Source organism: Streptomyces sp. NBC_00247, from assembly GCF_036188265.1.
In the GTDB taxonomy this organism is placed as follows: Bacteria; Actinomycetota; Actinomycetes; order Streptomycetales; family Streptomycetaceae; genus Streptomyces.
The window spans coordinates 1,847,739-1,872,975 of record NZ_CP108093.1 but is presented as its reverse complement, the minus strand read 5'-3'; the positions used below and the strand labels follow the sequence as shown (position 1 = coordinate 1,872,975).

The 25,237-nt window shown below is 69.6% G+C and carries 18 protein-coding genes and 2 rRNA genes; 12 read left to right on the top strand and 8 right to left on the bottom strand.

Annotated elements, in window-relative coordinates:
• Positions 1 to 340: 340 nt before the first annotated feature.
• Entirely contained in the window at positions 341 to 1,366 is a 1,026-nt protein-coding gene (locus OHT52_RS07550) for an ATP-dependent 6-phosphofructokinase (RefSeq protein ID WP_328719362.1), read from the top strand.
• Positions 1,367 to 1,518: 152 nt separating this feature from the next.
• Here OHT52_RS07550 and OHT52_RS07545 read toward each other — a convergent pair whose 3' ends face one another.
• From OHT52_RS07545 to OHT52_RS07525, 5 genes are all read right to left on the bottom strand, one after another.
• Entirely contained in the window at positions 1,519 to 2,076 is a 558-nt protein-coding gene (locus tag OHT52_RS07545) for an NADPH-dependent FMN reductase (RefSeq protein WP_328719361.1), read from the bottom strand.
• Positions 2,077 to 2,152: 76 nt separating this feature from the next.
• Entirely contained in the window at positions 2,153 to 2,635 is a 483-nt protein-coding gene (locus OHT52_RS07540) for a carboxymuconolactone decarboxylase family protein (RefSeq protein WP_328719360.1), read from the bottom strand.
• A 113-nt stretch (positions 2,636 to 2,748) separates the two neighbouring features.
• Positions 2,749 to 3,423: a response regulator gene (locus OHT52_RS07535; RefSeq protein ID WP_328719359.1), complete on the bottom strand. Its 675-nt coding sequence runs from the start codon at positions 3,421 to 3,423 to the stop codon at positions 2,749 to 2,751.
• On the bottom strand, positions 3,420 to 5,123 hold the full coding sequence (locus tag OHT52_RS07530; RefSeq protein ID WP_328719358.1) for a sensor histidine kinase: 1,704 nt from the start codon (positions 5,121 to 5,123) through the stop codon (positions 3,420 to 3,422). Before OHT52_RS07530 ends, OHT52_RS07535 begins: the two co-directional genes overlap by 4 nt.
• A gap of 37 nt (positions 5,124 to 5,160) precedes the next feature.
• On the bottom strand, positions 5,161 to 5,373 hold the full coding sequence (locus tag OHT52_RS07525) for a hypothetical protein (RefSeq protein WP_328719357.1): 213 nt from the start codon (positions 5,371 to 5,373) through the stop codon (positions 5,161 to 5,163).
• Between the two features lie 71 nt (positions 5,374 to 5,444).
• Here OHT52_RS07525 and OHT52_RS07520 point away from each other — a divergent pair, with 71 nt between their 5' ends.
• Entirely contained in the window at positions 5,445 to 5,621 is a 177-nt protein-coding gene (locus tag OHT52_RS07520) for a hypothetical protein (protein ID WP_328719356.1), read from the top strand.
• 189 nt (positions 5,622 to 5,810) lie between these two features.
• On the top strand, positions 5,811 to 7,193 hold the full coding sequence (locus tag OHT52_RS07515) for a cation:dicarboxylate symporter family transporter (RefSeq protein WP_328719355.1): 1,383 nt from the start codon (positions 5,811 to 5,813) through the stop codon (positions 7,191 to 7,193).
• A 200-nt stretch (positions 7,194 to 7,393) separates the two neighbouring features.
• On the opposite strand, the gene OHT52_RS07510 is transcribed toward OHT52_RS07515, so the two are convergent.
• Both OHT52_RS07510 and OHT52_RS07505 read right to left on the bottom strand, forming a co-directional pair.
• A complete protein-coding gene (locus OHT52_RS07510) occupies positions 7,394 to 8,599 on the bottom strand; it encodes an SUKH-4 family immunity protein (RefSeq protein WP_328719354.1) in 1,206 nt (401 codons plus the stop codon).
• Between the two features lie 177 nt (positions 8,600 to 8,776).
• A complete protein-coding gene (locus tag OHT52_RS07505) occupies positions 8,777 to 11,530 on the bottom strand; it encodes an MXAN_6230/SCO0854 family RING domain-containing protein (RefSeq protein WP_328719353.1) in 2,754 nt (917 codons plus the stop codon).
• 550 nt (positions 11,531 to 12,080) lie between these two features.
• Here OHT52_RS07505 and OHT52_RS07500 point away from each other — a divergent pair.
• The 4 genes from OHT52_RS07500 (at position 12,081) to trxA (ending at position 16,917) form a co-directional block, all read left to right on the top strand.
• Positions 12,081 to 15,284 carry a penicillin acylase family protein gene (locus OHT52_RS07500; protein WP_443046773.1) on the top strand — a complete coding sequence of 1,068 codons (3,204 nt, stop codon included), beginning with the start codon at positions 12,081 to 12,083 and terminating at the stop codon, positions 15,282 to 15,284.
• A 130-nt stretch (positions 15,285 to 15,414) separates the two neighbouring features.
• Positions 15,415 to 16,110: an alpha/beta fold hydrolase gene (locus OHT52_RS07495; RefSeq protein ID WP_328719351.1), complete on the top strand. Its 696-nt coding sequence runs from the start codon at positions 15,415 to 15,417 to the stop codon at positions 16,108 to 16,110.
• Positions 16,111 to 16,167: 57 nt separating this feature from the next.
• A complete protein-coding gene (locus OHT52_RS07490) occupies positions 16,168 to 16,572 on the top strand; it encodes a MerR family transcriptional regulator (RefSeq protein ID WP_328719350.1) in 405 nt (134 codons plus the stop codon).
• A gap of 3 nt (positions 16,573 to 16,575) precedes the next feature.
• Complete coding sequence (trxA, locus tag OHT52_RS07485) at positions 16,576 to 16,917, top strand: thioredoxin (RefSeq protein WP_328719349.1); 342 nt, start codon at positions 16,576 to 16,578, stop codon at positions 16,915 to 16,917.
• 32 nt (positions 16,918 to 16,949) lie between these two features.
• On the opposite strand, the gene OHT52_RS07480 is transcribed toward trxA, so the two are convergent.
• Positions 16,950 to 17,396: an Lrp/AsnC family transcriptional regulator gene (locus tag OHT52_RS07480; protein WP_328719348.1), complete on the bottom strand. Its 447-nt coding sequence runs from the start codon at positions 17,394 to 17,396 to the stop codon at positions 16,950 to 16,952.
• 93 nt (positions 17,397 to 17,489) lie between these two features.
• Between OHT52_RS07480 and OHT52_RS07475 the strand changes: the two genes are divergently transcribed.
• From OHT52_RS07475 to OHT52_RS07455, 5 genes are all read left to right on the top strand, one after another.
• On the top strand, positions 17,490 to 18,308 hold the full coding sequence (locus OHT52_RS07475; RefSeq protein WP_328719347.1) for an LLM class flavin-dependent oxidoreductase: 819 nt from the start codon (positions 17,490 to 17,492) through the stop codon (positions 18,306 to 18,308).
• Positions 18,305 to 18,739, top strand: coding sequence for a nucleoside deaminase (locus OHT52_RS07470; protein WP_328719346.1), 435 nt, complete (start codon positions 18,305 to 18,307; stop codon positions 18,737 to 18,739). The genes OHT52_RS07475 and OHT52_RS07470 overlap by 4 nt, the downstream gene beginning before the upstream one ends.
• Before the next feature lie 385 nt (positions 18,740 to 19,124).
• Positions 19,125 to 19,628: a hypothetical protein gene (locus tag OHT52_RS07465; RefSeq protein WP_328719345.1), complete on the top strand. Its 504-nt coding sequence runs from the start codon at positions 19,125 to 19,127 to the stop codon at positions 19,626 to 19,628.
• A gap of 661 nt (positions 19,629 to 20,289) precedes the next feature.
• Positions 20,290 to 21,815: ribosomal RNA gene (locus OHT52_RS07460) — 16S ribosomal RNA — on the top strand.
• Between the two features lie 294 nt (positions 21,816 to 22,109).
• Positions 22,110 to 25,235 (top strand): 23S ribosomal RNA (locus OHT52_RS07455).
• The 16S and 23S rRNA genes sit together here, the layout of an rRNA operon.
• The last annotated feature ends 2 nt before the right edge of the window (positions 25,236 to 25,237 follow it).

The following is a 25,237-nucleotide window of genomic DNA, read 5'->3' as shown; positions in this document are numbered from 1 at the left end:
GCATTTCCTCCGACGATACCCGCGAGGGCGGCAGGGCCGCCCGCCGGAGACCCTTTCCCCGCACGGGACCCGGCCGTTGCGCGTACGCGCCCGTACGCGCCCGTGCGTGGGGGCTTCGTCGCCCGCCCCGGTCCTCCGTCGCCCATGAGGCCCCACGTAACGTGGCCCCGGAGTCGGCTTCCGGACCTGTTACCCGGATTTTCGCCCCCTGTTCGTGCGCCGGAGCATCCGAAAGCGCGGGGTGTACCCCTGCCGTGGGAGAATCGTGACGGCTCACGGCGCGGGGGCCGCTCACCAAGGCCCGAACAGCCCGGTACTAGCGAGCAGGAGACAACGCACGATGCGCATCGGAATTCTCACCGCAGGCGGCGACTGCCCCGGCCTGAACGCAGTGATCCGTTCGGTCGTGCACCGCGCAGTCGTGGGGCACGGCGACGAGGTCATCGGGTTCGAGGACGGTTTCAAGGGCCTGCTGGACGGCCACTTCCGCCCGCTGGACCTGAATGCCGTCAGCGGCATCCTGGCCCGTGGCGGCACCATCCTCGGCTCCGCCCGCCTGGAGCGCGACCGGCTCCGCGAAGCCGCCGAGAACTGCGAGGAGCTGGCCCGCCGTTACGGCATAGACGCCCTCATCCCCATCGGCGGCGAAGGCACCCTGACGGCGGCCCGCATGCTCTCCGAGGCCGGAATGCCCGTCGTGGGCGTCCCGAAGACCATCGACAACGACATCTCCGCCACCGACCGCACTTTCGGTTTCGACACCGCCGTGGGCGTCGCGACGGAGGCCATAGACCGCCTCAAGACCACCGCCGAGTCCCACCAGCGCGTCATGGTCGTCGAGGTGATGGGCCGTCACGCCGGCTGGATCGCCCTGGAGTCCGGCATGGGCGGCGGCGCGCACGGCATCTGCCTGCCCGAGCGCCCCTTCCAGGTCGACGACCTGGTCAAGATGGTCGAGGAGCGCTTCGCGCGCGGCAAGAAGTTCGCGGTCATCTGCGTCGCCGAGGGCGCGCACCCAGCCGAGGGCTCGATGGCGTACGCCAAGGGCGAGATCGACCAGTTCGGCCACGAACGCTTCCAGGGCATCGGCAACCGCCTCGCCGTGGAGCTGGAGCGCCGCCTCGGCAAGGAGGCCCGCCCGGTCATCCTCGGCCACGTCCAGCGCGGCGGTACCCCGACCGCGTACGACCGCGTCCTCGCGACCCGCTTCGGCTGGCACGCGGTGGAGGCCGTGCACCGCGGCGAGTTCGGCAACATGACCGCCCTGCGCGGGACCAGCATCGAGATGGTGCCGCTCGCCGACGCGGTGACCCAGCTGAAGACCGTACCGGCGGACCGGATGTTCGAAGCGGAGTCGGTCTTCTAGGACGTCGGCCACCAGGGCGCCGGTCTTCCGGGCGTCGGTGTTCCAAGGCGCCGGTCCAGCCGGACCTGCGTACCGGAAGGCCGGTCCGCCACCCCTCGCAGGGTGGTGGACCGGCCTTCCGTCGTTCCGGAGGCCGCCTGCCGGTGTGCCGGTCAGCCGCGCAACGTCTTCAGCGCACCGGCCCAGCGCTCCAACTGGTCGAGCACACGGACGAGTTCCTTTTCCCGGGTACCGATGGGCGCGAAGGCCGGGTACTCCGCGAAGTCGTCCGAGAGGTTCAGCGCCAGCTGCGCCTGCACCGTGGCGAGCTGGAGTTCGGCGGCGACGCCCCGCAGATGCTCCGCCGCGCGTACCCCGCCCGCGAACCCGAGACCGACGAAACCCGCGGCCTTGTCGTTCCACTCCTCGTAGAGGTGGTCGAGCGCGTTCTTCAGCACGGCCGGGGCACTGTGGTTGTACTCCGGGGTGACGAAGAGGAACCCGTCGAACTCCGCGACCGTCGCCGCCCAGCGTCGTGTGTGGGCGTGCTCGTACCGCCCGGACCTGGGCGGATGCGCCTCCTCGTCGAAGGCCAGGTCGTGGTCGGCGAGGTCCACCACCTCGTAACGGGCGTCCGGGCGCCCGGCGGCGACGGTGTGCGCCCAGTCCGCCACCGCTCGGGTCACACGACCCGGGCGGACGCTGCCGACGACGACGGCGATCCTGATCATGGCTGCTGCTCTCCCTTCCCCTGGTGGTCCCGTCCCGTGGGCGGGCCGGGCCGGTATTCCGGCTGCTCCGGGCCTGTCAGCCGAACTGGCCCGGCTGGTAGTCGCCGGCCGGCTGCCGGACCATGACGTTCAGCCGGTTGAAGGCGTTGATGACCGCGACGAGGGAGACCAGGGCGACGAGCTGCTCCTCGTCGTAGTGCTTGGCGGCGGCCTCCCACGCCTCGTCCGTGACCCCGCCGGCCGCGTCCGCGATCCGGGTGCCCTGCTCGGCCAGTTCGAGCGCGGCGCGCTCGGCCTCGGTGAACACCGTGGCTTCCCGCCAGACCGCGACCAGGGCGAGACGCACCGCGCTCTCCCCGGCCGCCGCAGCCTCCTTGGTGTGCATGTCGGTGCAGAATCCGCAGCCGTTGATCTGGCTGGCGCGGATCTTGACCAGCTCCTGTGTGGCGGCCGGCACGTTCAGCGCCGAGACCGCCTTCCCCGCCGCTGTGAAATGCCCCAGCATCCTGGTGACGGCCGGGTTGCCGAAGAGGTCGAGCCGGGCGCTGTGAGTGGTCATGAAGGGCTCCTCGCCGGTGGTGGACACGCACCCCGTGGTGCGTACACCACTCAGACAGGGCGGCCCCGCGGAATGTGACACACGTCTGCGGCGGACCGGCTCCGGGACGCCGCTCAGCGCGTCTGCGGCACCCACCGGTAGTGCAGCTCGGGCCGTCCCACCTGGCCGTAGTGCGGTCGGCGGGCGGCACGGCCGAGGCCGACGAGGTGCTCCAGGTAACGGCGCGCGGTGATCCGGGAGATGCCCAGCGCCTCGCCGGTGGCCGCGGCCGTCACCCCGTCCGGCGCCCCGCGCAGCTCACGGGTCACCGCCTCCAGCGTCGGCGCGCTCAGCCCCTTCGGCAGCGCCGCCGGATGCGGGGCGCGCAGCACCCCGAGCGCCCGGTCCACCTCCTCCTGGCCGCTCGCCTCACCGGCCGCCGCCCGGAACTCCGCGTACCGCACCAGCCGGTCCCGCAGCGTCGGGTAGGTGAACGGCTTCAGCACGTACTGCACGACCCCCAGCGAGACGCCCTCCCGCACCACCGCGAGGTCCCGCGCCGAGGTCACCGCGATCACGTCGGCGCCGTGCCCGGCCGCCCGCAGCGCGCGCAGCAGCTGGAGCCCGTGGCCGTCGGGGAGGTACAGGTCGAGCAGCAGCAGATCGACGGGCTCCCGGTCCAGCGCCCGTACCGCCTCCGCCCGGGTGTGCGCCACCGCCGCCACCTCGAAGCCCGCCACCCGCGCCACGTACATCCGGTGCGCGTCGGCGGCCACCGGGTCGTCCTCGACGACCAGGACCCGGATCACGCGGGCCCTCCCGCGGCGGTCCCGGGCAGGCTCGGGACGCGGTCACCGATCGGCAGACGTACGGAGAACTCCGCGCCGCCGTCCGGACCCCGGCCCAGCTCCACCGTCCCGCCGTTGCGCCGCGCGGTCTGGCGGACCAGCGCGAGCCCGAGGCCCCGGCCCGTGCCGTGCGTCGACCAGCCGGTGCGGAACACCGCCTCGGCGTCCTCGCGCCCGACGCCGGGGCCGTTGTCCGCCACCTTCAGCAGCAACTCACCGGCCTCGGCGACGGCGGTGACCGTGACCCTGGGGCGGACGGGTGCGTGCGCCGGCGCCGGGTTCTCCTCGCCGGGCGCGGGCGCGGGCGCGGGGACGGCGGCGGCCGGGGCCCGGGGCCCCTCCGCAGCCGCGTCCGTCGCGTTGTCGATCAGGTTGCCCAGCACCGTGACCAGGTCCCGCTGCGCCAGGGTGCGCGGCAGCACCCCGTCGTCGATCCGGCTGTTCTCGGCCAGTACCAGCTCCACCCCGCGCTCGCCGGCCTGGGCCGCCTTGCCGAGCAACAGGGCCGCGAGCACCGGCTCGGCGACCGCGCCCACCACCTGGTCCGTCAGTACCTGGGCCAGCTCCAGCTCGGCGGTCGCGAACCCCACCGCCTCCTCGGCGCGGCCCAGTTCGATGAGGGACACCACCGTGTGCAACCGGTTCGCCGCCTCGTGCGCCTGCGCGCGCAACGCGTGCGAGAAGCTGCGTTCGGAGTCCAACTCGCCTGTCAGGGACTGAAGTTCGGTGTGATCCCGCAGGGTGGCCACGGTGCCCCGCTGCTCACCGCCCACCACTGGACGGGAGTTGAGCACGATCACCCGGTCCGCCGTCAGGTGGAGCTCGTCCACCCGCGGCTCGGACGCCAGCAGCGCACCCGTCAGCGAGAGCGGCAGCTCCAGCGCGTCCACCCTCCGGCCGACCGCCTCGGGGCCGAGTCCGAGCAGCTCCCGGCCCGCGTCGTTGATCAGCGCGATCCTGCGCTGCCCGTCCAGCATCAGCAGTCCCTCCCGCACCGCGTGCAGGGCCGCCTCGTGGTAGTCGTGCATCCGGCTCAGCTCGGCCGCGTTCATCCCGTGGGTGTGACGGCGCAGCCGGGCGTTGATCACATACGTACCGATCCCGCCGAGCGCCAGCGCGCAGGCCGCCGCGAGGCTCAGCGCCCGCAACTGCCCCCGCACCTGGGAGGAGACCCGCTCCACGGTGATGCCCGCGCTGACCAGCCCGGTGATCCGGCCCCCGTCACGCACCGGGGTGACCACCCGGATCGACGGGCCGAGCGTGCCGGTGTACGTCTCCTCGAAGGTCTCGCCCCTCAGCGCCCGCGCGGTGTGCCCGAGGAAGGTCTCGCCGATGCGGGTGGGGTCCGGGTGCGTCCAGCGGACCCCCTGCGGATCCATGATCGTCACGAACGCGATCCCGGTGTCCTCGCGGACCTGCTCCGCGTAGGGCTGGAGCACGGCGGACGGGTCCGGGGCGCGGATCGCCTCCCGCACGGAGGGCGAGACCGCGATCGCCAGTGCCGCCGCCCGCACCTGCCGCCGCGCGGTCTCCTCGGCCCGCGCGGAGCCGGAGACGTACGCGAAGAACGCCCCGCCGGCCACGACGGCGGCGATCAGGACGACCTGCATGGCGAACAGCTGTCCGGCCAGGCTGCGCGGACGGGGACGGAAGGAACGCATGGCGGACAGTCTGCCCCCGGAGCGGGGAGGGGCGCGATCACGGGTGGGAAGGAGCGCCGGGTACGGACGCCACCGGGGCGACCGGCGGGGCGACCGGCGGGGTGACGGGCGAGGGTGACGGGCGGGGCGACGGGCCGGAGCGACCGGCGAGGGTCACGGGCGCGGCGGGGCAGCCGGTGACCGGCAGGTCCCAGGACCGGGCACGGGCACGGGTGAGGGCCTCCCACTCCTCCCGGAGCAGCGCGTGCAACCCGAGGTCGTGCCGACGGCCCCGGTGCGCGCAGGCGGAGAGGCGTACCCCCTCCGCGAGGAACCCCGGCCGTGGATAGGGACGCCCAGGGCCGCGGTGTTCGTGGTGCGGGTCCCGGTCTCGACGCGGTGCAGCGGCAGTTCGCCGAAGGCGAGGTCGACCAGGGCGTCCACGGCGGCGGTGCCGCGTACCGGGGCCACGCGATTTCGAGGCCACGAGGCTCCGGCACGCGGCTCCGGTCCGCGTGAACGTTATGAACACAAGGGTGACCCGCGTCACGGCTCGGTGGATAGTCACCGGGGCCCCCAGGGACGGGGGCCGGTACGCGCCCCGAGGACGGGACCCGTACGTGCCCCGGGCGAGGGGGTTCGTACGCGCCCGGTTCCCGGGACCCGTACGCGACACGACCGAGCCGAGACGGAACCCAGGAGGCACCCGTGGCAGGGACAGCCGGACAGCGCGACCGCACCCAGTACCTGTACATCGCCGTCATCGGCGCGGTGGTGCTCGGCATCGTCGTGGGCTTCGCCGCCCCCGGGGTCGCCGTCGAGCTGAAGCCCATCGGGACCGGCTTCGTCAACCTCATCAAGATGATGATCTCGCCGATCATCTTCTGCACGATCGTGCTGGGCGTCGGCTCGGTGCGCAAGGCCGCCAAGGTCGGCGCGGTGGGCGGGCTGGCGCTCGGCTACTTCCTGGTGATGTCGACCGTCGCCCTCGCCATCGGCCTGATCGTCGGCAACATCCTGGAACCCGGCTCCGGCCTGCACCTCACCGAGACCGTCCGCGCGGCCGGGGAGAAGCAGGCGGCGGGGGCGAGCGAGTCCACCGCCGACTTCCTGCTCGGCATCATCCCGAAGACCATGGTCTCGGCCTTCACCGAGGGCGAGGTCCTCCAGACCCTGTTGATCGCGCTGCTCGCCGGTTTCGCCATCCAGGCCCTGGGCTCCGCCGGCGAACCGGTCCTGCGCGGCGTCGGCCACATCCAGAAGCTGGTCTTCCGCATCCTCGCGATGATCATGTGGGCGGCCCCGGTCGGCGCGTTCGGCGCGATGGCGGCGGTGGTCGGAGAGACCGGCGTGGACGCGCTGAAGTCGCTCGCCATCATCATGGTCGGCTTCTACGTCACCTGCGCGATCTTCGTCTTCGTCGTCCTCGGGACCATCCTGCGCCTGTTCACCGGGGTGAACCTGCTCCTCCTGCTGAAGTACCTCGGCCGCGAATTCCTGCTGATCCTGTCGACCTCGTCCTCCGAGTCGGCACTGCCGCGCCTCATCGCGAAGATGGAGCACCTCGGCGTCAGCAAGCCCGTCGTCGGCATCACCGTGCCGACCGGCTACTCCTTCAACCTCGACGGCACCGCCATCTACCTCACGATGTCGTCCCTCTTCATCGCCAACGCCATGGGTGACCCGCTGAGCGCGGGCGAGCAGATCTCCCTCCTCGTCTTCATGGTCATCGCCTCCAAGGGCGCCGCCGGAGTCACCGGCGCCGGACTCGCCACCCTCGCGGGCGGCCTCCAGTCGCACCGTCCCGGACTCGTGGACGGCGTCGGCCTGATCGTCGGCATCGACCGCTTCATGAGCGAGGCCCGCGCCCTGACCAACTTCGCCGGGAACGCCGTCGCCACCGTCCTCGTGGGTACCTGGACCAAGGAGATCGACCGGGCCCGGGTGGACGAGGTCCTGGCCGGGCGGCTCCCCTTCGACGAGCGGATGCTGGAGGCCGAGGCACCGGCGGACCCGGGTACGGGCCTTCCGGCCGCAGCCGAGGAGGTACCGGACCAGCGCGACGGGGGCGGGGTACCGGCGAAGGTCTGACCCGGCCGCACGCCCGGCCGGTACCGGGACCGGCCCGTGCGAGCCGCACGGACGCGCGCCGGGCTTCCCGGGCCCTCACACGTCGGGACCCTCGCCGAGAACCCCACCTCCGCCTCGGCCGTCCCGCCGGGAACGCCCGCACCCCGATCGGGGTGCGGGCGTTCGCGTGTGCGGTGCGGTGCGGGCGTTCGCGGCCCCACTCACCCCTGCAGCACGCCGCCCGCCTCGTCGTGGAACACCTCCGGCCAGTAGCGGTAGTCGTCCTTACCGGTGGAGGGGAGGCAGGCCACCGGGTCGACCGAGGCAAGCGTTTCGGCCATGGCGTCGGCGAGCTGGTGGTAGAAGTCCTGGGTGAAGTCCTGCTCGGCGTCGAGGTGTCGCTCCCGGCTGAACATCCACAGGGTGAAGGCCAGCGTGGAGACGTCGGCGTTGACCGGGACCAACGCGTCCTCGGCGTAGGGGCGGTACGAGAGCAGGCCGGTCGTGCCGTCGACCACGACCTCCATGTCCTCGACCAGGCCGCCCAGGCAGAGCAGACGGTCCGCGTCGGCCGGTATCGCGGCCGGGTCCGCGTCCCGGGACTTCTCGACCTCCGCGAGCGGGCGCAACAGCGTCTCCTCGCTCCACAGGCCGAACATCAACCGCGTGCGCGGCAGCCCCACCTCGGCGAGGAAGCGCCTGGTCGGCTCGTGGACGAGCGCCACCGGGAGCGCGGACGGCTCGGTCCGCACCAGGTCCTCCGGGCCGAACTCCGCCTCCAGCAAGCCCTTCGGCAGACCGAGGCACAGTCCCTCGCCCGGCCCCGCGACCAGGGCCAGCGGGCGGATGGCGGCGGCGATCCGCCACAGCGCGGGCACCGGGTGCTCCCAGGTGTCCGGGGCGCCCGCGCTGCCCCAGCCGTCGGTGCCCCAGTCCTCCTCCGCGAAGACCGCCGTCAGCAGTTCGGTGGCCCGTGCCGCCACCTCCGTGCCGTACCGCCCGGCAGCCACGCCTGCGAACCGGCCGCGCCCCGCGCGCAGGTCGTCCACCTCCCCGAGGAATCGGGCCAGGGCGTCGACGGAGGGCGCGAGCGGCACCACGTCGATCAGTCCGGGCGCGTCCTCGAAGAGGTCCATCGAGAAGACCCGGCCCGTGGCTCCGTCGAGTACCACCTCCTGGGCTTCACCGCCCTCGCAGAGGAGGTGGCCGACGCGCAGCAGGCGACCGATGTGCGGATGGAGTTCAGCAGGGTCCGCCCCGTCCGCGAGCAGATCGACGACCCGCACCACCCGGGACTCCGCCAGGGGCCCGAACCGGATCAGCTCGTGGGTGAGGGGCAGCCCCGCGCCCGCGAGCCGCAGGCGCGTCGGCCCGTGCGTGATGAGCGGATGGAGCGCTTGTGCGGGCAGGACGACCTTGTCGGACATGGTTCCCCCGTGGTGCTCGTGCCTGGATCCCTGCCGTGAGATCTCTGACCGCTTCCACGATAGGAGCATCAGCGGGCGGACAGAGGGTGGGTGCGCAATCGCTGCGGAAACGGCAGCAACGCCTCCTGGGGCTGCTGTCCGAGGAGTGGGATCTCCGGGACCTCGCCCGGGATCTGGTCAAGGCCGGGAGCCTGGAACCGTGGGTCGGTCGTGGCCCCCGGCCCGCCCAGGTCCGGCCGTGCGCGAGGAGGCCGAGGCCCTCGCCTCCGGCGCGAGCCCGCTGACCAGGTCCGGGGCGGCGAGCAGCCGTACGGACGCGGCGTCGAGCCCGCCCGGGTAGACCGCGTACGCCTGCGCACCGGCGGGCAGGGCGAAGTCGCCCCGCAGCAGGAAGGCCAGTCGCGCGTTCTCCGGCACGGCCCGCGCGCCGGCCGGCTCACCCGCCCCGGCACCGGGCTCCATCGCTCCGACACCGGACTCCTGCGCCCCCGCGACCGCGTCTTCGTCCGGGCCGCCGATGCGCGCCGCGAACTGGGCCGCGGTCTCGCCGTCACGGCGACCGTAGGTGCGCGTCGTGCTGTCGACGTGGCGTACGAGGACGGTCCGCGCGCGGGAGGCCGCGTGCCAGACGGCCAGTTCGCCCAGGGTGACGCGGGCGCCCGACGTGAACAGCGCGGTCAGGTGCCGGCCGAGGTCCGCGAGGCCGCCGCCGTGGCGGTGCACGGCGTGGTGGGTACCGGTGACGCCCTGGACGATGTCCAGCCAGCGCATGGCACGAGCCTGGACGTCGAGGAGCAGGGGGACGCACGCCTTGGCGGGGCTGGTCAGGTCGAACCGCTGCTCCACCTGGCGCGGGTCGAACGGCGGACCCTCCCACCCCGGCCGGTCCCGGACCATCAGCCCGGCGAAGGCGTCCGCGAGTTCGGTGAAGGGGACGTCGTTGAAGGAGTACACGACCGCGACGACGTACCGGACACCGGTGGCGGCCAGCTTCTCCGGATCGAGGTCGACGAATTCCGAGGAGCCGCGCGGGGCCGGGGCGCTGGTCAGGTCGCCGGAGTGCACCGCGCCGTCGGCGTACCGCAGCCGGGTGTAGTCGCAGGTACCGACGTGGTTCCAGTCGGCGTCGAACATGGCGGTCGCCAGGTCCAGATCGGTCCGGCCTGAGGTCTCCGACTCCGTCCAGTGCAGGAAGAGACGCACGGTACGGCCCGGCGGCACGCCCAGCTCGCTGCCGCGTGGCAGCGTCACCAGCGCGCGCGAGGCGGTCCGTTCCGCGAACGGGGCGACGACTCCGTCGAGTTCGGCGTCCACGACCGCGGTCTCCACCGACGGGAGAGCGGCGGCCCGGCGCAGCACCTCTTCGGTCAGCAGGGCGACGGCGCGCGCGACGACCGAGGCGTCGAGCGGCACCCGCCCGTCGTCGGCGACGTGGGCCTTCGCCGCGGTTCCCTTGGGGAAGAACACCCGGTTCTCACGCACCGTCGTACGGGAGCGCAGCGCGCCCAGGGCGGAGAGCAGCACCGCCGGGGCCACCGCGGGAACGGCCGTGGCGAGCGCGGCGATCACCGGGCCGGCGCCCACCGGTCCCGCCAGGCGCAGCAGGTGGTCGGCGCGGCGTACCAGCTCTCCGGGGCGCTGTCCGAGCAGGCGCAGCGCGGTCGGCAGGTCCGTGGCGGACAGTGCCGCCTCCACGTGTCCCGCCCACCCGGGCACCCGTACCCGGCCCGTCTCCGTGCCGGCGCCGGGCACGGTCGCCGCGGTCGCCCGCAGGCCGGTGGACAGGGTGTCGTCCGTGAGCCGGAGTTCGCGGAGCGCGGCGAAGGCGAGAGCGGCGTGCGGGAAGCGGTGGGCGTACTCGAAGGGATGCAACCGCTCGCCGGCCCGCTTCCACAGCTCCGGCCGACGGCCCATGTCCTCGGTGGCCGACACCGGGTCCAAGCCGTCCAGCGCCTGGATCAGCGCGCGGCGGAGCGGTCGTGCCACCGGCGCCGGGCGAACCCTTTCCACCAGGCCGGGGTCGCCGCCCGAACGCACCGCGAGCAGCCGCAGTACGTCGGTCGCGGTGGTGATCCGGCGGACGACGGCCGGAAGTGTCACCGGGAAGTGCGCCGGGTCCGCGAGCAGCCAGGCCAGCAGGCGGGCCTTGGCCTCCCGGCCCGGGACCTCCTCCGGCAGCCAGGCGAGAGCGGAGCGGTCGCCCACGCCCTCCAGCAGAGCGCCCAGGTCGTCGCCGTCCTGGGGGCTGAGCGCACCCGTACGCGACAGCAGCGCGGCCAGCTCGGCGTGGGCGTGGGCGCGGCGGTCGCCCGCGTCCCCGCCGAGAGCCAGCACCCGCAGCCGGGCGGGCGGCGCCCGGTGGGCCGAGGCGCCCGGCCGGACGGACGAGGGGCGCAGGAAGGGGTCCGCCGGGTCGATGCGGCGGTGGCAGATCGGGCAGGCGGAGAAGTCGGCGCCGTCGAAGCAGGAACGGCAGACGAGGTGGGCGCAGGGGGCGACCGGATGGACGGTGCCGGCCGCACCGCAGAGCACGCAGGGCTGGTCCCCGTCCTGGAGGCCGAGGCTCAGGACACGGTCCACGTAGAAGCCGAGGGTGTCCAGGGGGGTACTGGTGGGGAAGTCGCGGAACAGAGGGGTGTGGTCGCGGTCCGCGCCGAGCTCCGCGTCGATGCCGGCGAGCAGCGAGGTACCCGTGACGGCGAGCGCGCCGTCACCGAGCCGCGTGAGCGCGGTGCGCAGTCCCGCCGAGACGAGGAAGCCGCGCTCGACGAGGTCGGTCTCCAGCAGGGTGACCCCGGCGAGTGTCCGGGGCGAGGGGACACGGGCGGTGGAAGCGCCGCCGGGGAAGTAGACCGCGCCGCGGCGACTCAGCAGCACCGCGTCCAGGCTCCGCGTGCTCGGCGCGGTGGTCCGGGTGGTGGTGGTCGTCATGGGTCGGGTTCCTCTCCGTAAGGTGTTCCCCCGCGCGGCGGTCCTGCGGGAGCGCCGCCCCGAGCAGCGATCCGTGGGACCGGCCGGCGGCAAAGGCGACGGGCGGGAAACCCTCGCGGACAGGTCGCCGGGCGAGGGGCGGGCCAACTGCCGACCGGTGCCGAACCGTCGCGGGTGCGGAGCAGACGAATGCGGGGCGGGAAGTGAGCGCGCTGGTTCTTTTACAGAGAAAGGGGAGAAGGAAGCACGCTGCGGAGCCGCCCCGCGGTGACGAACGTACTCAGCCCCGGCCCCCGGCGCATCACCTTTTCGCCCGGCCTACGCCCCGCCACTCCGGACCGTGCGCGAGCGTCCCCGGACGCGGCTGTCAAATCCCCCGTGTGAAGCGGGTGTTGCAGGTTTCTGGCGATCGGCGCGCGAGCCTTACCGGCAGCCCCCCACGCGGGCTAGCGTGCGCAGGCACCGGGCTCCCGCCGGTGTTCCCCCCCGGAGCCGTACGGCCCCCGACACCCGGATCGAGAGCCCTCAGTTGAATCCTGCCAAGCGCCTCCTGCGGCGCGTGCGACGGACCAGACCCCGCGCCGCCGCCGTCTCCCTGCTCGCCGCCGGAACGCTGCTCGCCGGCGCCCTGGTCGCCGCCCCCACGGCCGCCGCGACCTCCGATCCGCTGCCCGCCACGGGCGACCCCTGCCAGGGCCAGTGCCTGGACATCCTCACCGCAGGTCAGAACGGGCACGCCACCCTCGCCGGCATCCTGCTCCACAAGTCGATCGGCACCCGGCCGGCGCACTCCGCCGACCAGATCGAGAAGTACGACAACCTGCTGCACGACTACTCCGGGCTCACCCCCGACCAGTTGGCGAACTACTTCAACGACGCCTCCTTCGGCGTACCGTCCGGTCAGACCGAGTCCACCCTCACCCCGCGCAGTGGCGTCACCATCACCCGGGACAAGGCCACCGGCACCCCGCACATCAAGGGCACCACCCGCGCCGACACCGAGTTCGGCGCCGGTTACGCGGCGGGCCAGGACCGGCTGTGGCTGATGGACATCCTGCGCCACGTCGGGCGCGGGAAACTGTCCTCGTTCGCGGGCGGTGCGGCGGGCAACCGGGCGCTGGAGGAGAGCCTCTGGGCCGTCGCCCCGTACACCGAGGCCGACCTCAGCGCCCAGCTCGACCGGGTCGCGGCCTCCGGGGCGCGCGGCACCCAGGCCGTGCAGGACATCGACGACTACGTGGCGGGCATCAACGCCTTCATCGACGCCGACCTGGCCGCCAACAACTATCCGGGCGAATACGAACTCACCGGACACGGCAAGGACATCGCCGACTTCACGGCCACCGACACCGTCGCCATCGCCTCGGTGGTCGGTGCCATCTTCGGCAGCGGAGGCGGCGGCGAGGTCGAGAACGCGCTCGCCGAACTCGCCCTCCAGCAGCAGTACGGCACCACCGCCGGCTCCGCCGCGTACCGCGCCTGGCGCGCGCAGAACGACACCGAGGCGACCGCCACCCTGCACACCGGCAGCGTCCCGTACGCGACCACTCCCGCCTCGCCCGTCGGCACGGCGACCCCCGACGGCGGCACCGTGACCGCCTACCCGCACGCGGTCAACGGCACCGGCACCGGCGCCGCGGCGGCCACGGCGACGGCCGCCAGGACGGCCTCCGCCGAGGGCGTCCTGCCCGCCGACCTGATCACCGGCGAACACGGCATGTCCAACGCCCTGGTGGTCTCCGGCGACCACACCGCCTCCGGCCACCCCGTCGCCGTCTTCGGCCCGCAGACCGGCTACTACGCACCCCAGCTCCTCATGGTCCAGGAGCTGGACGGCCCGGGCCTGCGTTCGCGCGGCGCCTCCTTCCCGGGCATCAGCTTCTACGTGGAGATCGGCCGGGGCCTCGACTACTCCTGGAGCGCCACCTCGGCGAACCAGGACATCACCGACACCTTCGCCGTCGAACTCTGCGAGCCCTCGGGCGCCACGCCCACCACCGCTTCCCGCTCCTACCTGCTGCGCGGGGCCTGCACCCCGTTCGAGAAGCTGACCGCCCACAACTCCTGGGCGCCCACCACCGCCGACGCCACCGAGGCCGGCTCCTACGACCTGGAGACGCTCCGCTCCGCGTACGGGCTCGTCACCCACACCGGGAAGAGCGGCGGCAAGCCGGTGGCCTACACCGCGCTGCGCTCCACCTACCAGCACGAGCTGGACTCGGTGATCGGCTTCCAGCAGTTCAACGACCCTTCCGTCATCACCTCCGCCACCGCCTTCCAGACGGCCGCCCGGGACGTGGGGTACACCTTCAACTGGTTCTACGTGGACGCCCACCACACCGCGTACTACAACTCCGGCACCAACCCGGTGCGCGCCGCCGGCACCGACCCCGACAAGCCGATCTGGGCCCTCCCCGCCTACGAGTGGCAGGGCTGGAACCCGACGATCAACACCTCGGCGGTCACCCCGCCGGCCCAGCACCCCAACTCCGTCGACCAGGACTACTACGTCAGCTGGAACAACAAGCAGGCGGCCGGCTTCGCCTCCGGCTGGGGCAACGGCGCCGTGCACCGGGCCGACCTGCTGGACAGCCGGGTCTCCGCACTCGTCGGCACGGGCGGGGTGACCCGCGCCCAGCTGGTGAAGGCGATGGAGGACGCCGCCGCCACCGACCTGCGGGCCGAGGAGGTGCTGCCCGAGATCCTGCGGGTCATCGACAGCGCCGCCGTGACCGACCCCGCCCTCTCGGCCACCGTCGAGCAGCTGCGCGCCTGGGCCGCCTCGGGCTCCGAGCGCCGCGAGCCGTCCAAGGGCGCGGGTACGTACGACCGGGCCACCGCGATCCGGGTGCTCGACGCCTGGTGGCCGCTGCTGGTGGAAGGGGTGTTCCAGCCGAAGCTGGGCACCGCCGCCTACCAGGCGCTCACCGCCGTCGCCCCCATCAACGAGTCGCCCTCCGGCGGCCAGAACGGCTCCGGCGCGGTCGGTACCGGCATCGCCGCCGCCCAGGCCCACAAGGGCTCCTCCTTCCAGCACGGCTGGTGGAGCTACCTCGACAAGGACCTGCGCACGGTGCTCGGCTCCGCGGTCGCCTCGCCCCTGGACCGTACCTACTGCGGCACCGGCACCGTCGCGTCCTGCCGGAACGTGCTGCTGACCACCCTGGCGACCGCCGCGGCCGTCCCGGCGGCCACCGTCTACCCGGCGGACGCGTCCTGCTCGGCGGGTGACCAGGTCTGCGCCGACTCCATCGTGCACCGGGCCATGGGCGGCATCACCGTGCCCCGGATCGCCTGGCAGAACCGCCCCACCTACCAGCAGGTGGTGGAGTTCCCGGCCACCCGGTCGGACAGCCTCACCAACCTCGCCGCCGGCGCGAAGGCCACCGCCTCCGACTACCAGAACGCCGTGGTGGTCGCCTACCCGCCCAAGCAGGCGGTCGACGGAGACCGGTCCACCCGCTGGGCCAGCAAGACCGTCGACACCGCCTGGATCACCGTCGACCTCGGCGCGGTGCGGCGGGTCGGCCGGACCGCGCTCGACTGGTCCGACCAGTACGCGGTGAAGTACACGGTCGAGGTCTCCTCGGACAACGCCGGCTGGAAGACGGTGCACACCACCACCGCCGGCTCCGGCGGCACCGAGAACCGTTCCTTCACCCCGGTGGACGCCCGGTACGTACGCATCACCGGGCTGGTCAAGGGCACCGACAACCGGTACTCCCTGAACGAGATCGGGATCTACGCCCAGTGACCCGAGCCGTCGCACGGTGATCCTCCGCGATGCCCCGGGCGTACTCCACCACCGTGGAGCACGCCCGGGGCATCCGGCGTCCTCCGGCGGTGACCAGGTGCTTGTCAGTGCCCCGCGCTACGGTGCCGGGATGACGAACTACGTGCTGGTGGCGGGAGCTTGGCTCGGAGGCCGGGCCTGGGACGAGGTGGCCGAAGAGCTGCGCCGGGGCGGGCACACCGTCCACCCGGTGACCCTCTCCGGACTCGCCGAGAAGAGTGACGTACCGGCGGGGCAGCGGACGCACGTCCAGGACATCGTGGACGCGGTCGAGCACGCAGGACCGGCCGGGGTGGTGCTCGTCGGCCACAGCTACGCGGGCGTCCCCGTGGGCCAGGCCGCCGCACGCGTCGGGGACCGGCTCGCGCACGTGGTGTTCGTGGACTCCGAAGTCCCCGCCGACGGACGGGCATTCGTCTCCAGCCCCTGGGGCGGGAGCGTGGTGGCCGCCATCGCCGAGAACGGCGGCTCCTGGCCCCCGCCACCCGCCCAGGAGTTCGAGGGACAGGACCTCACCGACGCGCAGATCGGCCGGCTCCTCGACGGTGCGACCCCCCACCCCGGCGCCGCCCTCACCGAGCCCGCCGAGCTCACCCGCCCGCTCGGCGAGCTGCCCGCCACCTACGTCAAGTGCCTGCTCGACGGCCCGGAGCCCAACGACGACGTGGTCGAGCTGCTGAAGAGCGACCGATGGCGGCTGGTCGAGATGGAGACCGGCCACTGGCCGATGTTCTCCAAGCCGCGCGAACTGGCCCGCATCCTGGCGGAGGTGCCGCTCCCCTCCTGAGCGGCCTCCGAGGGCTGTCCTTGCCTTGACGTCGGCGTCAAGGACTACGGTCGGGCCATGCGAATCGGTGAGCTGGCCGAACGGGCCGGGACGACGACGCGGACACTGCGCTACTACGAGTCGCGCGGTCTGCTGAGAGCGCGACGGTCCGAGAACGGTTACCGCACGTACGACGAGAGCGACCTCAGGCAGCTCCGCCAGATCCGGACCCTCCAGGACTTCGGGTTCGACCTGGAGGAGACCCGGCCGTTCGTGGAGTGCCTGCGGGCCGGACACCCGGCGGGTGACGCCTGCCCCGCTTCGCTCGCCGTCTACCGGCGGAAGCTCGATGAGCTGGACGCGCTGATCGCACAACTGCAGACCGTACGGACCGAGGTCGGCGCACAGCTCGCCCGCGCCGAGGTCGAGGTGGCCGCCGGACTTCCCGGCGGCCCCGAACCCCGCTGTGAACTGGGAGGATGACAGATGATCCATGCAGAAGGCGTCGCCGAGGTGACCGATGCGACCTTCGACGGCGAGGTGCTCGGCGCCGAACTGCCGGTCCTGGTGGAGTTCACCGCCGACTGGTGCGGCCCCTGCCGCCAACTCGCGCCGGTGCTCAGCGAGATCGCCAGGGAAGAGGCCGACAGGATCAAGATCGTGCAGATCGACGTCGACCACAACCCCGGCGTCGCCGCCCGCTACGGCGTGCTCTCCATGCCGACCCTGATGGTCTTCCGCGACGGCGAACCGGTGAAGTCGATGGTGGGCGCCCGGCCCAAGCGCCGCCTCCTCCAGGAACTGGAGGACGTCCACGCGCCGGTGTGAGCCACCCGGGAGGGGCGCGGGGAGGAGACGCGTCAGGGCCGGCGCGGGCCGCGAGCGGGCAGCGTCCGGCTGTAGACCACGCTCGTGGTCGTACTCCCGAAACCGGCCAACTCGTCTACGAGCGACTCCAGATGCTCCATGGAGGTCGCGGCCAGCTTCAGCGTGTAGCAGTCGTCGCCGGTGGTCCGCAGGCACTCCAGGATCTCGTGGCGTTCGGCCAGCAGCCGGTGCAGCGGCTGGTGCCGGTTGCCCGGGTACTTCAGCCGGACGACGGCGAGCACCGGATAACCGACCTTCGCCAGGTCGACCGTCGCGGAGTACCCGGTGATGACGCCCAGCGCCTCCAGCTGACGCACCCGCTCGGTGGTGGCGGAGGGGCTGAGGCTCACCCGCCGTCCCAACTCGCTCAGGGAGATCCGGGCCTCCTGCTGCAACTGGGTGATGATCGCCCAGTCGACGTCGTCGAGATTCGCGGCCATGAGGCGAATCTACCGGGAAAACAGCGGACACCGGCCGCCGATCCGGGGAAGAGTCCGTTCCCCGGGCCATGATCGCGCGGATAACCTCCTGGAATGCAACTGGGCGTCAACGTACCGAACTTCGGGCCGGGAACCGACCCCGGCACCCTGCGCGCATGGGCGCGGACCGTGGAGGACCTGGGGTACGGCCTCCTCATGGTGTCGGACCACGTGGCCGTCACCCCGGACGTGGCCGGGCAGTACCCGGAACCGTTCCACGAACCCTTCACCACCCTGTCCTGGCTGGCGGCCGTCACCACCCGGCTGCGCCTGGGCACGACCGTGCTGGTGATGCCCTACCGGCATCCCCTGCTGGTCGCCCGCATGGCGGGCAACCTGGACCGGCTCAGCGGCGGGCGGTTCGTGCTCGGGGTGGGCGTGGGCTGGGCCCGGCAGGAGTTCGCCGCTCTGGGTGTGCCGTTCTCCGAGCGCGGCAAGCTGACCGACCAGTACCTGGACGCCCTCCGCGAGGCATGGCAGGAGGACGGCCACGGCCCCACCGCGTCGGTACCGATCTGGATCGGCGGCAACAGCGACGCGGCCGTCCGCCGCGCCGTCCGGCTCGACGCCCCCTGGCACCCGCTGAACAACACCGTCCCCTGGCTGCGGTCGGTCGTCGAGCGACAGAGCCTGCCGGGCTTCGCTCCCCGCATCGCGCTGCGGCTGACCGCCGCGCCCGTCGACGACCCCGACCGCCCCGCCGGGGTCGGAACCCTCGAACAGGTCCTCGACGATCTCGACCAGCTGGAGCGCCTCGGCGCCGATACCGTCGTACTCGATCCGTACGACGGAGACCCGGAGGAAACCCGCAGGCCCGAAGCGGCCTGGCGGGCGCTCGCCACCGTGGCCGACCACTGGAGGACACCCGCGTGATCACCGAAGCCGACGAGACACTGCTGCGCCGCGCCATCGGCCTCGCCGCCCGCGCCGTCACCCTGGGAGACGCGCCGTACGGCTCCCTGCTGGCAGCCGAGGACGGCACCGTCCTCGCCGAAGCGCACAACACCGTGCGGCGCGACGACGACATCTCCGCCCACCCCGAACTGAAGCTCGCCCGCTGGGCGGCCCGCGAACTCGACGCCGGCACGGCGGCCCGCACCACCATGTACACCAGCTGCCAGCCCTGCCAGATGTGCGCGGGCGGCATCGTCCGCTCCGGCCTCGGCCGGGTCGTGTACGCGCTCTCCACCGAACAGCTCGTCGCGCTCAACCCGGCCTCCGGGGCGTGGCCGGAGGTACCGCAGGACGGACCGGCCCTCTTCGCGGAGGCCCGTACCCCCGTCGAGGACCACCGGCGCGGGTGATCCGGCCCGACACGCCTCAGGGCATTGAGCACGATCCGGCCACCGACCGCCCCGGCCTCCCCACGGCGGTGCCCCTCGGCGGCGGGACGCGCCTTCCCGGGGTGGGCGGGCAGACAGCGCAGCCGGCCGCCGACCGGATCGACCACCACGTCGAAGCGCCGGTCCCCGACCGCTCCGATCAGGTCTTCGCCCACGATCAGTTCGTCGTGGGGAAGACCGGAGTCCCCGCCGCGCCCCGAGCGCACCGTGCCGACCACATCCGTCGCGCCCAGCGCGCGGCCATGCCGGGAAAACCCGACGCCGGTCCGCCCAGCGCGGACCTCCTGGTAGCTGCACGGCCCTCGCGGCCGATCGCGGCGGGGTCCGCCCCATCACCCTCGCGGCCGTGGCCCTGCACCCTTCCGCCGTCAGGCGCTACTTCGACGACAAGGAGGAGCTCCTCCTCGCCCCGGCAGACGGCCACCGCGGAACCGTCACCCTCGCGCGGCCACCGCTCTACCGCGACCTGCTGACCCATGTCTCGCTCAGTCTCGAAGGCGACGTCACCATCGACCGCGCCCGCCGCTTCGAGACCAACTCGTTCGCGGCCTTCGACACCGTCGCCGAGACCCTGACCGCCACCGGCACCATGACGACGGAGCAGACCGAAGACCTTCTCGCGGCGATGGTCTGCCTGACCGCCCACCTCTGGCAGGTCTCCCACCCCACCCCACCCCCGCCCTTGCCGAACTCCTCAACGAGGACCCCCACCGGGGCCGCATGGCCTTCGACTACGAGCCCCACCTCACCCGGTTCCTCCAGGCCACGGCGGTCGGCCTCACCACCGAGTGACGCGACCGGGCGCGGCTCGACGCTCCTGTGGTGGATCACGGTGCGATGCCGGGGTTGACAGGGTGCCCGCGCCTGAGTAACGTCCTCCGAGCTGTCCGACGTGAGCGCCGACCCCGGTCGGTCCCCGGAGAGCCATTCCGCACCATCACTCAACAAGGCCCGACTTCCCGTCGCGTGCCTTTGCGTGTGCTTGTGTGAAATGAGGATTGCCCGTTCGAGAGAGCAGCCCCGATTAGCGTCGGAGCCCGGCAATCCGCTAATGTCTCACTCGTCGGAAGGGCCCGCAACGGCCCGGAGGACAAGCCCGCTGACTGGGAATCAGGCCCGAAAGGATCTGATAGAGTCGGACTCGCCGGAAAGGGAAACGCGAAAGCGAAGAACTGGAAAGCGAAAATCGCTTGACCCGCTTCGACCGGGAATCGGACCGATAAGAGTCTGATAGAGTCGGAAACGCAAGAACGAAGGGAAGCGCCCGGAGGGCCCCGGTGAAACGGGACCGAAGGAAGCGTCCGTTCCTTGAGAACTCAACAGCGTGCCAAAAGTCAACGCCAGATATGTTGATACCCCGGCCTGCTTCGGCAGGTTGGTGGTTCCTTTGAAAAGTCCTACCGGTGCTTAACGGTCCGGTGGGCAACAACAGCGAGGACGCTGTGAACGACCGGTCATATTCCGACCTGGTCGTTCCGCTCTCGTGTTGTGATCCCGATTACGGGAAAACATTCACGGAGAGTTTGATCCTGGCTCAGGACGAACGCTGGCGGCGTGCTTAACACATGCAAGTCGAACGATGAAGCCTTTCGGGGTGGATTAGTGGCGAACGGGTGAGTAACACGTGGGCAATCTGCCCTTCACTCTGGGACAAGCCCTGGAAACGGGGTCTAATACCGGATAACACTCTGTCCCGCATGGGACGGGGTTAAAAGCTCCGGCGGTGAAGGATGAGCCCGCGGCCTATCAGCTTGTTGGTGGGGTAATGGCCTACCAAGGCGACGACGGGTAGCCGGCCTGAGAGGGCGACCGGCCACACTGGGACTGAGACACGGCCCAGACTCCTACGGGAGGCAGCAGTGGGGAATATTGCACAATGGGCGAAAGCCTGATGCAGCGACGCCGCGTGAGGGATGACGGCCTTCGGGTTGTAAACCTCTTTCAGCAGGGAAGAAGCGAAAGTGACGGTACCTGCAGAAGAAGCGCCGGCTAACTACGTGCCAGCAGCCGCGGTAATACGTAGGGCGCAAGCGTTGTCCGGAATTATTGGGCGTAAAGAGCTCGTAGGCGGCTTGTCACGTCGGATGTGAAAGCCCGGGGCTTAACCCCGGGTCTGCATTCGATACGGGCTAGCTAGAGTGTGGTAGGGGAGATCGGAATTCCTGGTGTAGCGGTGAAATGCGCAGATATCAGGAGGAACACCGGTGGCGAAGGCGGATCTCTGGGCCATTACTGACGCTGAGGAGCGAAAGCGTGGGGAGCGAACAGGATTAGATACCCTGGTAGTCCACGCCGTAAACGTTGGGAACTAGGTGTTGGCGACATTCCACGTCGTCGGTGCCGCAGCTAACGCATTAAGTTCCCCGCCTGGGGAGTACGGCCGCAAGGCTAAAACTCAAAGGAATTGACGGGGGCCCGCACAAGCAGCGGAGCATGTGGCTTAATTCGACGCAACGCGAAGAACCTTACCAAGGCTTGACATATACCGGAAAGTGCCAGAGATGGTGCCCCCCTTGTGGTCGGTATACAGGTGGTGCATGGCTGTCGTCAGCTCGTGTCGTGAGATGTTGGGTTAAGTCCCGCAACGAGCGCAACCCTTGTTCTGTGTTGCCAGCATGCCCTTCGGGGTGATGGGGACTCACAGGAGACTGCCGGGGTCAACTCGGAGGAAGGTGGGGACGACGTCAAGTCATCATGCCCCTTATGTCTTGGGCTGCACACGTGCTACAATGGCCGGTACAATGAGCTGCGATGCCGCGAGGCGGAGCGAATCTCAAAAAGCCGGTCTCAGTTCGGATTGGGGTCTGCAACTCGACCCCATGAAGTCGGAGTTGCTAGTAATCGCAGATCAGCATTGCTGCGGTGAATACGTTCCCGGGCCTTGTACACACCGCCCGTCACGTCACGAAAGTCGGTAACACCCGAAGCCGGTGGCCCAACCCCTTGTGGGAGGGAGCTGTCGAAGGTGGGACTGGCGATTGGGACGAAGTCGTAACAAGGTAGCCGTACCGGAAGGTGCGGCTGGATCACCTCCTTTCTAAGGAGCATCTAGACCCTGCAAGGGGTCCAGAGCCACTACGTCGGCAAATGTTCGACGGTGGTTAGCTCATGGGTGGAACGTTGACTATTCGGCACGGTTGGTTGGTTGTTGCGAGTACTGCTTCGGCGTGGAAAGTAATGATGGATCGGTCGTGTCGGGCACGTTGTTGGGTATCTGAGGGTACGGCCGAATGGCTGCCTTCAGTCCGGTCCCAGTGAACTCGGCCGTGAGGTCGGGGTGATGGGTGGCTGGTTGTTGTTTGAGAACTGCACAGTGGACGCGAGCATCTGTGGCCAAGTTTTTAAGGGCGCACGGTGGATGCCTTGGCACCAGGAACCGATGAAGGACGTGGGAGGCCACGATAGTCCCCGGGGAGCTGTCAACCTAGCTTTGATCCGGGGGTTTCCGAATGGGGAAACCCGGCAGTCGTCATGGGCTGTCACCCGCTGCTGAACACATAGGCAGTGTGGAGGGAACGAGGGGAAGTGAAACATCTCAGTACCCTCAGGAAGAGAAAACAACCGTGATTCCGGGAGTAGTGGCGAGCGAAACTGGATCAGGCCAAACCGTATGTGTGTGATACCCGGCAGGGGTTGCGCATGCGGGGTTGTGGGATCTCTCTTTCACAGTCTGCCGGCTGTGAGACGAGTCAGAAACCGTTGATGTAGGCGAAGGACATGCGAAAGGTCCGGCGTAGAGGGTAAGACCCCCGTAGCTGAAATATCAACGGCTCGTTTGAGAGACACCCAAGTAGCACGGGGCCCGAGAAATCCCGTGTGAATCTGGCGGGACCACCCGCTAAGCCTAAATATTCCCTGGTGACCGATAGCGGATAGTACCGTGAGGGAATGGTGAAAAGTACCGCGGGAGCGGAGTGAAATAGTACCTGAAACCGTGTGCCTACAAGCCGTGGGAGCGTCGCTGTATGTGCTTGCACATGCAGTCGTGACTGCGTGCCTTTTGAAGAATGAGCCTGCGAGTTAGCGGTGTGTAGCGAGGTTAACCCGTGTGGGGAAGCCGTAGCGAAAGCGAGTCCGAATAGGGCGATTGAGTTGCACGCTCTAGACCCGAAGCGGAGTGATCTAGCCATGGGCAGGTTGAAGCGGAGGTAAGACTTCGTGGAGGACCGAACCCACCAGGGTTGAAAACCTGGGGGATGACCTGTGGTTAGGGGTGAAAGGCCAATCAAACTCCGTGATAGCTGGTTCTCCCCGAAATGCATTTAGGTGCAGCGTCGTGTGTTTCTTGCCGGAGGTAGAGCACTGGATAGGCGATGGGCCCCAACGGGTTACTGACCTTAGCCAAACTCCGAATGCCGGTAAGTGAGAGCGCGGCAGTGAGACTGTGGGGGATAAGCTCCATGGTCGAGAGGGAAACAGCCCAGAGCATCGACTAAGGCCCCTAAGCGTACGCTAAGTGGGAAAGGATGTGGAGTCGCAGAGACAACCAGGAGGTTGGCTTAGAAGCAGCCACCCTTGAAAGAGTGCGTAATAGCTCACTGGTCAAGTGATTCCGCGCCGACAATGTAGCGGGGCTCAAGCGTACCGCCGAAGTCGTGTCATTCCAGCACATACCCCCAACGGGGGCTGGGATGGGTAGGGGAGCGTCGTGTGCCGGGTGAAGCAGCCGCGGAAGCGAGTTGTGGACGGTTCACGAGTGAGAATGCAGGCATGAGTAGCGATACACACGTGAGAAACGTGTGCGCCGATTGACTAAGGGTTCCTGGGTCAAGCTGATCTGCCCAGGGTAAGTCGGGACCTAAGGCGAGGCCGACAGGCGTAGTCGATGGACAACCGGTTGATATTCCGGTACCCGCTTTGAAACGCCCAGTACTGAATCAGGCGATGCTAAGTCCGTGAAGCCGGCCCGATCTCTTCGGAGTTGAGGGTAGTGGTGGAGCCGATGAACCAGACTTGTAGTAGGTAAGCGATGGGGTGACGCAGGAAGGTAGTCCAGCCCGGGCGGTGGTTGTCCCGGGGTAAGGGTGTAGGCCGTGTGGTAGGCAAATCCGTCACACGTTAAGGCTGAGACCTGATGCCGAGCCGATTGTGGCGAAGTGGATGATCCTATGCTGTCGAGAAAAGCCTCTAGCGAGTTTCATGGCGGCCCGTACCCTAAACCGACTCAGGTAGTCAGGTAGAGAATACCGAGGCGTTCGGGTGAACTATGGTTAAGGAACTCGGCAAAATGCCCCCGTAACTTCGGGAGAAGGGGGGCCATCACTGGTGATCCGATTTACTCGGTGAGCTGGGGGTGGCCGCAGAGACCAGCGAGAAGCGACTGTTTACTAAAAACACAGGTCCGTGCGAAGCCGTAAGGCGATGTATACGGACTGACGCCTGCCCGGTGCTGGAACGTTAAGGGGACCGGTTAGCTGACTTTCGGGTCGGCGAAGCTGAGAACTTAAGCGCCAGTAAACGGCGGTGGTAACTATAACCATCCTAAGGTAGCGAAATTCCTTGTCGGGTAAGTTCCGACCTGCACGAATGGCGTAACGACTTCTCGACTGTCTCAACCATAGGCCCGGTGAAATTGCACTACGAGTAAAGATGCTCGTTTCGCGCAGCAGGACGGAAAGACCCCGGGACCTTTACTACAGTTTGATATTGGTGTTCGGTTCGGCTTGTGTAGGATAGGTGGGAGACTTTGAAGCGGCCACGCCAGTGGTTGTGGAGTCGCCGTTGAAATACCACTCTGGTCGTGCTGGATGTCTAACCTCGGTCCGTGATCCGGATCAGGGACAGTGTCTGATGGGTAGTTTAACTGGGGCGGTTGCCTCCTAAAGAGTAACGGAGGCGCCCAAAGGTTCCCTCAGCCTGGTTGGCAATCAGGTGTTGAGTGTAAGTGCACAAGGGAGCTTGACTGTGAGACCGACGGGTCGAGCAGGGACGAAAGTCGGGACTAGTGATCCGGCAGTGGCTTGTGGAAGCGCTGTCGCTCAACGGATAAAAGGTACCCCGGGGATAACAGGCTGATCTTCCCCAAGAGTCCATATCGACGGGATGGTTTGGCACCTCGATGTCGGCTCGTCGCATCCTGGGGCTGGAGTCGGTCCCAAGGGTTGGGCTGTTCGCCCATTAAAGCGGTACGCGAGCTGGGTTTAGAACGTCGTGAGACAGTTCGGTCCCTATCCGCTGTGCGCGTAGGAATATTGAGAAGGGCTGTCCCTAGTACGAGAGGACCGGGACGGACGAACCTCTGGTGTGCCAGTTGTCCTGCCAAGGGCATGGCTGGTTGGCTACGTTCGGAAAGGATAACCGCTGAAAGCATCTAAGCGGGAAGCCTGCTTCGAGATGAGTATTCCCACCCCCTTTGAGGGGTTAAGGCTCCCAGTAGACGACTGGGTTGATAGGCCAGATGTGGAAGCCCGGTAACGGGTGGAGCTGACTGGTACTAATAGGCCGAGGGCTTGTCCTCAG

Excerpts from the sequence above, each read along its gene's own strand:
- OHT52_RS07550 (WP_328719362.1), top strand. The coding sequence starts at position 341 with ATGCGCATCGGAATTCTCACCGCAGGCGGCGACTGCCCCGGCCTGAAC.
- OHT52_RS07545 (WP_328719361.1), bottom strand. The coding sequence starts at position 2,076 with ATGATCAGGATCGCCGTCGTCGTCGGCAGCGTCCGCCCGGGTCGTGTG.
- OHT52_RS07540 (WP_328719360.1), bottom strand. The coding sequence starts at position 2,635 with ATGACCACTCACAGCGCCCGGCTCGACCTCTTCGGCAACCCGGCCGTC.
- OHT52_RS07530 (WP_328719358.1), bottom strand. The coding sequence starts at position 5,123 with ATGCGTTCCTTCCGTCCCCGTCCGCGCAGCCTGGCCGGACAGCTGTTC.
- OHT52_RS07510 (WP_328719354.1), bottom strand. The coding sequence starts at position 8,599 with ATGTCCGACAAGGTCGTCCTGCCCGCACAAGCGCTCCATCCGCTCATC.
- OHT52_RS07505 (WP_328719353.1), bottom strand. The coding sequence starts at position 11,530 with ATGACGACCACCACCACCCGGACCACCGCGCCGAGCACGCGGAGCCTG.
- OHT52_RS07495 (WP_328719351.1), top strand. The coding sequence starts at position 15,415 with ATGACGAACTACGTGCTGGTGGCGGGAGCTTGGCTCGGAGGCCGGGCC.
- OHT52_RS07490 (WP_328719350.1), top strand. The coding sequence starts at position 16,168 with ATGCGAATCGGTGAGCTGGCCGAACGGGCCGGGACGACGACGCGGACA.
- trxA (WP_328719349.1), top strand. The coding sequence starts at position 16,576 with ATGATCCATGCAGAAGGCGTCGCCGAGGTGACCGATGCGACCTTCGAC.
- OHT52_RS07480 (WP_328719348.1), bottom strand. The coding sequence starts at position 17,396 with ATGGCCGCGAATCTCGACGACGTCGACTGGGCGATCATCACCCAGTTG.
- OHT52_RS07475 (WP_328719347.1), top strand. The coding sequence starts at position 17,490 with ATGCAACTGGGCGTCAACGTACCGAACTTCGGGCCGGGAACCGACCCC.